Here is an 8,476-nt window from a genome sequence, read left to right as displayed (position 1 = left end):
GGCGCGCGCCAGAGCAGGCCGAGATCGTAATAGCGCCCGAGCAGCCGCACCGAGAGCCAGGCGGTGACGCCGAGCGAGACGATATGCGCGATGAACAGCCCGAACAGCCGCACGCCCAGCGCATAGAGCGCGACGGCGACGATCAGCCGCGCGATCTGCTCCCAGAAGATACGCAGGCGAATCTCGGGCCCGAAGGCGCGGCGCGCGCGCGCGGCAGCGGTCGCGATCTCGAGCGCGACCGTCAGCGGCAGCGTCCACACGAACAGCGCGATCAGCGCGGGCAGATGCGGGCGCATCGCCGGCTCGACCGAGAATTGGGGCGCGATCGCAGGCGCGGCGAGCGTGATGCACAAGGCCACGAACGCGGACGGGATCACCGTCACCAGCAGCGCATAGCGCACCACGCCATGTTCGGCCTCGCGGCTGGCGGCGGAGGGGATCGAGCGCTGCAGCCCCTGCGCCAGCGACAAGGTGGTCAGCGTCGAGAGCACGTTCACCGCCGCCCAGAGCACGACATAGCTGCCATAGGTGGCGAGCCCGAACATCCACACGAAGGCAGGCTGGGTGACGATCTCGATGATCGCGCCCATGCGTGCCAGGCCCGATAGCGCCGCGCCGCTCGCCACATCGGCACGGCTGACGGCGGGGGCGGGGGGTGCAGGATCGGGCGTGTCTGCGGCCACGGGCTGCGGCCTATTCCTCGGTGCGGATGAGGACGGTCTCGCCGACCATCAGGAACAGGAAGAAGGGCGACCAGGCCGCAAGGATCGGCGGATAGGCGCCCAGATTGCCCATCGCGAGCGCAAAATTGTCCGCGACGAAATAGGCAAAGCCGAGCGCCATGCCGATCACCGCGCGGATGAACAACTGGCCCGAGCGCGCGAGGCCAAAGGCGGCGACCGCGCCCAGAAGCGGCATCAATAGCGCCGATAGCGGACCCGACAGCTTGTGCCACAGATTGGCCTCGAGCGCCGCGGTCGGGCGCCCGGCGGCCTTGAGCTCGGCGATCGCGGTCCATAGCTGCGGGAAGGACAGGCCATCGGCATTGACCTTGGACAGCGTGAACTGGTCGGGCCGGACATCGCCTGCGGTGACAATATCGCCCAGCGCCTGTTTCTGCCCCGTCGCGACATCGAACTGGGTGGCGTCGGTCAGCTTCCAGCCCTGGCCGGTATAGGTGCCCTCGCGCGCGTTGACGATCCGCGCCATGCCGCCCTGGCGGTCGCGCTGATAGACCGAAACTCCGGTGAGCCGTGTCGCATTGCCCCGGCCTTCGACCGTATCGGCCTGGATGATATTGTCGCCCTCGCGCACCCAGATGTTCGACTTGACGTTGGAATCGCGCGGGATGGGCCCGAAATCGGCGGCTTCCCAGGCGTCGAGCGTGGCGGTGGCGCGGGTGAGGATGCGCTCGGAAAAGACGAAGGTGATCGCCGAGACGCCGAGCGCGGCGATCAGCAGTGGTGCGAGCACCTGGTGCGCGGAAAGCCCCGCCGCCTTCATCGCCACGACCTCGCTGTTCTGGTTCAGCGTCGCGAGCGTGATGATCGTCGCGAGCAGCACCGAGAAGGGAAGGACAAGGTCGATGATCTGCGGCGCGCGCAAGCTGATATAGGTCAGCAGTTCGGCCTGACCGTTGCCGGGATAGGCGAGGATCTTGCCGCTTTCGCCGAGCAGGTCGAGCGACTGGAGGACGATGAACAGCAGCGCCACCACCGCGAGGATGCTGGTGAGAAACTTGCGCGCCATGTAGATGGCGACGGTGCGCGAGGGGAAGAATTCGAAATGCATCGCGCTTGCGCCTATTCCTGGAAGGACCGCTTGCGGCCGAAGCTGAACAGCCCGCGCACCGCCGCGCCCGATTTGGCGAAGACCTTTTCCAGCGCGCCGATCGGCTGGCCGCCGGGCACGAACGCCACCTGATAGTACATCCAGCCGATCAGCGCCGAAAACAGCGCGAACGGCACCCACAGGGCGATGATCGGATCGACCAGCCCCAGCGCACCGACATCCTCGCCATATTCGTTGATCTTGTGATAGGTCACGATCATCACGATCGACAGGAACACGCCCAGCGCCGAGGTCGATCGCTTGGGCGGGATCGCCAGCGCCACCGCGAGCAGCGGCATCAGCAGCATCATCACCACCTCGACCATGCGGAAATGGAAATTGGCGCGCGTCTGGTTGCGCTGCGCTTCGGGGATGCTGGCATCGGTGCCGATGCGGACGAGCTCGGGAATGGTGTATTCGCGGTCCTTGCCGCCGCCGCGCCTGCGGAAGGATTCGATCTTGGGCAGATCGATCGGCAGGTCATGGTTGCTGAAGGTCAGCACGCGCGGCGTCTGGTAGCCCGGCGAATCGTGCACCAAGGTGCCGTTGGTCAGGCGGAAGATGATGGTGTTGGGATCGTCGGTCGCGAGGAACTTGCCGCGTTCGGCCGTGACCGAGAGCGAGGTGCCCGACCGGGCCTCGGCGCGCACGAAAATGCCGTAAAGCTCGCGCCCGCCGTCGCGGCTCTGCTCGATGCGCAGCGTCATCCGGTCGCCGAGCTGGGTGAATTCGCCGACCTTGATCGACGCGCCCAGCGCACCCGAGCGCAGCTCGAATCCCAGTTCCTCATAGGCATAGCGCGCCTTGGGCTGGATATAACCGACCAGAGCGAGGTTCACGAGCATCAGCCCGACCGCGAACATGTACGGCACGCGCAGCAGCCGGGTGTAGCTGAGGCCGACGGCACGGAACACGTCGAGCTCCGACGACATGGCGAGCTTGCGAAAGGCGAGCAGGATGCCGAGCAGCAGGCCGATGGGGATGCCGAGCGAGAGATATTCGGGCAGCAGGTTGGCAAGCATGCGCCACACGACGCTGACCGGGCCGCCCTCTGCCGCGACAAAGTCGAACAGGCGCAGCATCTTGTCGAGCACCAGCAGCATGGCCGCGAGGATCAGCGTGCCGACCAGCGGAAAGAAGACGAGACGGGCAATATAAGCGTCTGTGGCGGTTAGCAATTTCAACTTATTGTCGCCCTGTCACCATGATTTGGCCGCAAACGCTTCCCATAAGCAGATGGTAAAGGGGGCTCATCGGCCTTGTCCGCGCCATCCGGAGCGGCACGGCTATAGCTTCTGGGAACGATTACGTCATGTTCAAAATTGCGGCAAAATCACTGGCTTGTCTGGCTGCGGGCGGCATCGCCTTTGCGGGCCTGGTGCCCGTGGCCAGCGCGCAGCGTCAGGAAATCGGCAACGACATGCGCAAATGTGCCGACGGGGCGGACGGCCCGGCGGTGCATGTGACGGTCAGCGGCTTCAAGGCGAACACGGGGCGAATCCGCGTCCAGGCCTATCCCGCCACCAAGGCGAGCTGGCTGGAAAAGGGTGCGTGGATCAACCGCATCGATACTGCCGTCGCCCCGCGTGGCGGCAGGATGAGCTTCTGCGTGCCGCTTCCGGCCACTGGCGCCTATGGCATTGCCGTACGCCACGATGTCGATGGCAGCGGCAAGTCCGGCTGGAACGACGGCGGCGGTTTCTCGAACAACCCCTCGCTCTCGCTGCTCAGCCTCAAGCCTTCTGCGGGCAAGACCGCCATCCGGGTGGGTCCCGGCGTTACGCGCATCCAGGTGGTCCTGAACTACCGCCAGGGGATGACGATCAAGCCGATAGGATGACCTGAATGACTCTCGTTGCGCTCATTTCCAATCCGCGCTCGACCGGCAACAAGGCAATGTTGCCGGCGGTGCGCGATTATTGCGCGCGCAACCCGGACATCTTCCATTACGAGGTCGAAGAGGTCCACCAGATTGCTGACGCGCTGCGCGCCATCGCGCTGGTCAAGCCGCGCGTGCTCGTGATCAACGGCGGTGACGGCACGGTGCAGGCGACGCTGACCGAGCTCTATCATGGCGGCCATTTCGGCAAGTCGCCGCCCGCGGTCGCGGTGCTGCCCAACGGCAAGACCAACCTGATCGCGCTCGACCTCGGTGCACGCGGCAAGCCGCTGCCGACGCTCGACCGGATCGTCGAGATCGCGCGCAACGACCTGGAAAGCCATATCGTGGTGCGCCAGCTGATCGCGCTGTCCGATGGCGAGGACGGGCGTCCGGTGCTCGGCATGTTCATGGGCGGGGCGGGGCTCGCCGAGATCATCCTGTACTGCCGCCAGAAAATCTATCCGCTGGGCCTTCCCAATTCGGTCAGCCATTTCATCGCGGCGATCGCGGGGCTGTTCACGATGCTGTTCGGGCTGACCGCCAAGTTTCTGCCGATCACGCGATCGGCGCTGCGCATCTCCTATTTCCAGAAGGGCGAGCTCAACGGCAGCTTCATCGTGGTGATGGTCACCACGCTGGAAAAGCTGCTTCTCGGCAGTCGCGCGGAAAGCGGGCCGTCGCCCACCGGGCAGATGAAGTTCATCGCGGTCGAGCACAACCGCGCCGGGCTGACGACGATGCTGATCGACACGCTGATGGGCCGTTTCGGCACGCGGCGCGGGCGCGGCGTGCATCTGGCGCGCGAGGACATGATCCGCATCGACAGCGATCGCACGCGCAGCCGGGTCATCCTGGACGGCGAGATCTTCGAGGCGAGCGCGGGCAAGCCGATCATCCTGCGCTCGACCGAGCCGGTGCCGTTCCTGCGCCTGGCGGCTTGATCGATCGCGCTTCTGTCCTGATTCGTCATTCCCGCGAAAGCGGGAATCCCGCTATGGCAGCGACATTCGAAGAAAAGCGGGACCCCCGCCTGCGCGGGGGTGACGAGCAAATCTGGGTTGTGCCTTGAACTCTCTCCCATCCCTGATCGCCGCAGAGGCGCTGCAGCCGGTCGATCCGCGCATCACCGGCTTTGCGCGCGCGATCATCGCGCCGTTCGGCGATACGGCGCGCGCGGTAATCTTCTACGGATCATGCCTGCGCGAGGCTCAGCTCGACGGGCTGATGCTCGATTTCTATGTCATCGTGTCGGATTATGCGGCGGCCTATCGCGCGGCGAACAAGGCCGGGTGGATGGCGCGCGCCAATGCGCTGATCCCGCCCAATGTCTTCCCGGCGGCGCATGACAATCTCGCCGCCAAATATGCGGTGCTGAGCGAGGCGGACCTCGAGCGCGCCTGTTCGATGCAGGCGGGCGATGTCTCGGTCTGGGCGCGCTTTGCCCAGCCGGTGCGGATCGTGTGGAGCGCCGATGCTGCCGCCGAAGCGTACGCGATCGAGGCGCTGTGCGCCGCGCCGGTGACCTTGCTGCGACACGCCGCACCGGTCGCCGACGGCGCAGCGGCAGACCCGCTCCGCTTGTGGCGCACCGGGTTCACCCGAACCTATGGCGCGGAACTGCGCGCCGAACGCGGCGACCGGCCGGACAAGGTGGTCGATTTCGCACCCGACCATTACATCGCGGTCGGCGCGGCGATCGCGCGCGAGGTGCCCGATCTGGCCGCCATGCCGCGCGACGAGGCAGAAAGACGCTGGGCGACGCTCAGGGCGCGCGGCAAGCGGCTGACCGTCGCTCGGCTCGCCAAGGCGAGCTTCACCTTTGCCGGCGGGATCGATTATCTCGCCTGGAAGATCAACCGGCACGCGGGGACCGCGATCGCGATCAAGCCCTGGCAGCGCCGATGGCCGCTGGTTGCCGCCCTGTTCCTGGTGCCGAAGCTGCTGAAAAGCGGGGCGGTGAAGTGATCCCCGACCGAAACGAAAAACCCCCCTTCCGGTCCTTCCGGAAAGGGGGTTGATCGAATATCAGCTCAGGCCATTGAGTTGTCGGTAATGGCCGTTGCGCTAGCCTTTACGGTTGAACCGCGTGTCGGTTCCTCACCAATTAGCGGATGAGGCTCAGCACGCCCTGCTGGCTCTGGTTCGCCTGGGCGAGCATCGCGGTCGACGCCTGGCTGAGGATCTGGGCCTTGGCGAGGTTGGTCGATTCTTCCGAGAAGTTCGCATCCTGAATACGCGAACGCGCTTCCGACAGGTTGGTCGAGCGGTTGACCAGGCTCGAGACAGTCGCCTGCAGGCGGTTCTGGCTCGCACCCAGGCTTGCCTGTGCGGTGGTGATCGTGTTCAGCGCGGTGTCGAGCGCGGTCAGCGCTGCGGCCGGGTCGCCGGTGCCGGTCAGGTCGCCGATGTCGACGGTATCGATGCCCAGGCCAACGGTCGTCACGTTGGTGAGCGCGATGCTGACGGTATCACCCGAAGCGATGCCCGTCTGGATGGCAACGGGCGTGGCCGTGTTGAGCAGCGACACGCCGTTGAAGTTGGTCTTGTTGGCCACATCGTTGACCTGCGCCTTCAGGGCGGTGACTTCCGCCTGGAGGTTGGTGCGGTCGCTGTTGGCCAGCGTGCCCGAAGCCGACTGGACGGCCAGCTCGCGCATGCGCTGCATCATGTTGACGATTTCGTTCATGCCGCCTTCGGCCGTCTGCGCCAGCGAGATGCCGTCGTTCGCGTTGCGCACGGCCTGGTTGAGGCCGCGGATCTGCGAGGTCATGCGGGTGGCGATGGCGTTGCCGGCCGCATCGTCAGCAGCGGAGTTGATGCGCTTGCCGGTCGACAGGCGATCGATCGACCTCGACAGGCTGCTCTGGGCAGCGGTCGAAGCATTGGCAGCCCTCAGGGCCGCAACGTTGGTTCCAATAACGGTCATTGTTGAGTCCTTTCACTTCTTCCTTGCGACCGCCCCATGGCTGAGGCGGTCTCAAGCGCTTGGACGGCTGGGGCTGACGGGAAATTAAGTGAAAGACGTCAGTTTTTTGGCGGACGCGTCATGTTTTTGACAAACGCCCGTCAGCCCCCCTGATGGTTTTAGCGGATGAGGCTCAGCACGCCCTGCTGGCTCTGGTTGGCCTGGGCGAGCATCGCCGTCGATGCCTGGCTGAGGATCTGCGACTTGGCGAGGTTGGTCGATTCCTCGGAGAAGTTCGCATCCTGGATGCGCGAGCGCGCTTCCGACAGGTTGGTCGAGCGGTTGACCAGGCTCGAGACGGTCGCCTGCAGACGGTTCTGGCTCGCGCCGAGGTTCGCCTGTGCGGTGGTGATGGTGTTGAGCGCGGTGTCGAGCGAGGTCAGCGCGGCAGCGGCGCCGACATCGGTGGCGATGGTGATGGCGTTGATGCCCAGACCCGTGGCGGTCACGTCCGCAAGCGCGATGTTCATCGTGTCGCCCGAGGCGCTTCCGGTCTGGATGGTCACGGGGCCTGCGGTGTTGAGCAGGGCGACGCCGTTGAAATTGGTCTTGCCGGCGACGTCGTTGACCTGAGCGATCAACGCGGTGACTTCCGCCTGCAGGTTGGTGCGGTCGCCCGCGGCCAGCGTGCCCGAGGCCGACTGGACGGCCAGTTCGCGCATGCGCTGCATCATGTTGACGATCTCGTTCATGCCGCCTTCGGCCGTCTGCGTCAGCGAGATGCCGTCATTCGCATTGCGCACGGCCTGGTTGAGGCCACGGATCTGCGAGGTCATGCGGGTGGCGATGGCATTGCCTGCGGCATCGTCAGCAGCGGAGTTGATGCGCTTGCCGGTCGACAGGCGATCGATCGACTTCGACAGGCTCATCTGGGCCGAGGTCGAAGCGTTAGCGGCGCGAAGCGCCGCGACATTCGTTCCGATAACAGTCATCTCATATTCCTTTCGATGGGGCGCTCGGTCCCTCCTAAGCGGCCTCGAAAGGAATTAACGGCGGGCAATGACGGGCTTTAAGTCAAAATATGACCAGTATTTTGACGCCCGTCATTTTCCCGACGATGCTGTTATCAGTTTACCCTCCGGTCTTACGAGCGGATCAGGCTGAGCACACCCTGCTGGCTCTGGTTCGCCTGGGCGAGCATCGCGGTCGATGCCTGGCTCAGGATCTGCGCCTTGGCGAGGTTGGTCGACTCGTCCGAGAAGTTGGCGTCCTGAATGCGCGAGCGGGCTTCCGACAGGTTGGTCGAGCGGTTGATCAGGCTCGACACGGTCGCCTGCAGACGGTTCTGGCTGGCACCCAGGTTCGCCTGAGCGGTGGTGATGTTGTTCAGCGCCGTGTCGAGCGCGGTCAGCGCGGTGCCGGCGCCTGCGACGGTGCTGATATCGATAGTGCCGACGGCAAGGCCAGTGGTGGTGACGTTGGCGAGCGTGATGTTGACGACATCGCCCGAGTCGATCCCGGTCTGGATCGCAATGGGGCCAGCGGCGGTCAGCAGCGACACACCGTTGAAGTTGGTCTTGTTGGCAACATCGTCGACCTGAAGGATGAGCGCCGCGACTTCCGCCTGCAGGTTGGTGCGGTCGCTGTTGCTCAGCGTGCCCGATGCCGACTGGACGGCCAGTTCACGCATGCGCTGCAGCATGTTGGTGATCTCGTTCATGCCGCCTTCGGCCGTCTGGGTCAGCGAGATACCGTCATTGGCGTTGCGGACGGCCTGGCCGAGGCCGCGGATCTGCGAGGTCATGCGGGTGGCGATCGCATTGCCGGCAGCGTCGTCGGCGGCCGAGTTGATGCGCTTG

General features: G+C 65.2%; 8 protein-coding genes and 1 pseudogene. 3 read left to right on the top strand and 6 right to left on the bottom strand.

Annotated elements, in window-relative coordinates:
• The 3 genes and pseudogenes from DM995_RS10780 to lptF all read right to left on the bottom strand — a co-directional run.
• Positions 1 to 683: pseudogene (locus tag DM995_RS10780) on the bottom strand (lipopolysaccharide biosynthesis protein); the annotation flags it as partial.
• Between the two features lie 10 nt (positions 684 to 693).
• Positions 694 to 1,791: an LPS export ABC transporter permease LptG gene (gene lptG / locus DM995_RS10775; protein ID WP_116969424.1), complete on the bottom strand. Its 1,098-nt coding sequence runs from the start codon at positions 1,789 to 1,791 to the stop codon at positions 694 to 696.
• An 11-nt stretch (positions 1,792 to 1,802) separates the two neighbouring features.
• Positions 1,803 to 3,008 (bottom strand): LPS export ABC transporter permease LptF, encoded by a 1,206-nt coding sequence (gene lptF / locus DM995_RS10770; protein WP_031317975.1) that lies wholly within the window; start codon positions 3,006 to 3,008, stop codon positions 1,803 to 1,805.
• A 134-nt stretch (positions 3,009 to 3,142) separates the two neighbouring features.
• Here lptF and DM995_RS10765 point away from each other — a divergent pair, with 134 nt between their 5' ends.
• The 3 genes from DM995_RS10765 to DM995_RS10755 all read left to right on the top strand — a co-directional run bounded on the left by DM995_RS10765 (position 3,143) and on the right by DM995_RS10755 (position 5,677).
• Positions 3,143 to 3,670, top strand: a complete 528-nt coding sequence (locus tag DM995_RS10765; protein WP_023837592.1) for a DUF2141 domain-containing protein — start codon at positions 3,143 to 3,145, stop codon at positions 3,668 to 3,670.
• 5 nt (positions 3,671 to 3,675) lie between these two features.
• Positions 3,676 to 4,653, top strand: coding sequence for a diacylglycerol kinase family protein (locus DM995_RS10760; protein WP_023837591.1), 978 nt, complete (start codon positions 3,676 to 3,678; stop codon positions 4,651 to 4,653).
• A gap of 124 nt (positions 4,654 to 4,777) precedes the next feature.
• Positions 4,778 to 5,677, top strand: coding sequence for a hypothetical protein (locus DM995_RS10755; protein ID WP_116969423.1), 900 nt, complete (start codon positions 4,778 to 4,780; stop codon positions 5,675 to 5,677).
• A 139-nt stretch (positions 5,678 to 5,816) separates the two neighbouring features.
• Here DM995_RS10755 and DM995_RS10750 read toward each other — a convergent pair whose 3' ends face one another.
• The 3 genes from DM995_RS10750 to DM995_RS10740 all read right to left on the bottom strand — a co-directional run.
• The gene (locus tag DM995_RS10750) at positions 5,817 to 6,638 is read right to left on the bottom strand and encodes a flagellin N-terminal helical domain-containing protein (RefSeq protein ID WP_116969422.1); all 822 of its coding nucleotides are present in this window, start codon (positions 6,636 to 6,638) and stop codon (positions 5,817 to 5,819) included.
• A 158-nt stretch (positions 6,639 to 6,796) separates the two neighbouring features.
• The gene (locus DM995_RS10745; RefSeq protein ID WP_031317974.1) at positions 6,797 to 7,609 is read right to left on the bottom strand and encodes a flagellin N-terminal helical domain-containing protein; all 813 of its coding nucleotides are present in this window, start codon (positions 7,607 to 7,609) and stop codon (positions 6,797 to 6,799) included.
• Positions 7,610 to 7,761: 152 nt separating this feature from the next.
• The coding region (locus DM995_RS10740; protein ID WP_116969421.1) for a flagellin N-terminal helical domain-containing protein at positions 7,762 to 8,476 on the bottom strand (715 nt) is incomplete at its 5' end.

The organism is Blastomonas sp. UPD001 (genome assembly GCF_003426715.1).
GTDB lineage: Bacteria > Pseudomonadota > Alphaproteobacteria > Sphingomonadales > Sphingomonadaceae > Blastomonas.
Note: the sequence above shows the minus strand (reverse complement) of the source record. Positions and strands in the feature narration are given on the sequence as shown.

Excerpts from the sequence above, each read along its gene's own strand:
- lptG (WP_116969424.1), bottom strand. The coding sequence starts at position 1,791 with ATGCATTTCGAATTCTTCCCCTCGCGCACCGTCGCCATCTACATGGCG.
- DM995_RS10765 (WP_023837592.1), top strand. The coding sequence starts at position 3,143 with ATGTTCAAAATTGCGGCAAAATCACTGGCTTGTCTGGCTGCGGGCGGC.
- DM995_RS10760 (WP_023837591.1), top strand. The coding sequence starts at position 3,676 with ATGACTCTCGTTGCGCTCATTTCCAATCCGCGCTCGACCGGCAACAAG.
- DM995_RS10750 (WP_116969422.1), bottom strand. The coding sequence starts at position 6,638 with ATGACCGTTATTGGAACCAACGTTGCGGCCCTGAGGGCTGCCAATGCT.
- DM995_RS10745 (WP_031317974.1), bottom strand. The coding sequence starts at position 7,609 with ATGACTGTTATCGGAACGAATGTCGCGGCGCTTCGCGCCGCTAACGCT.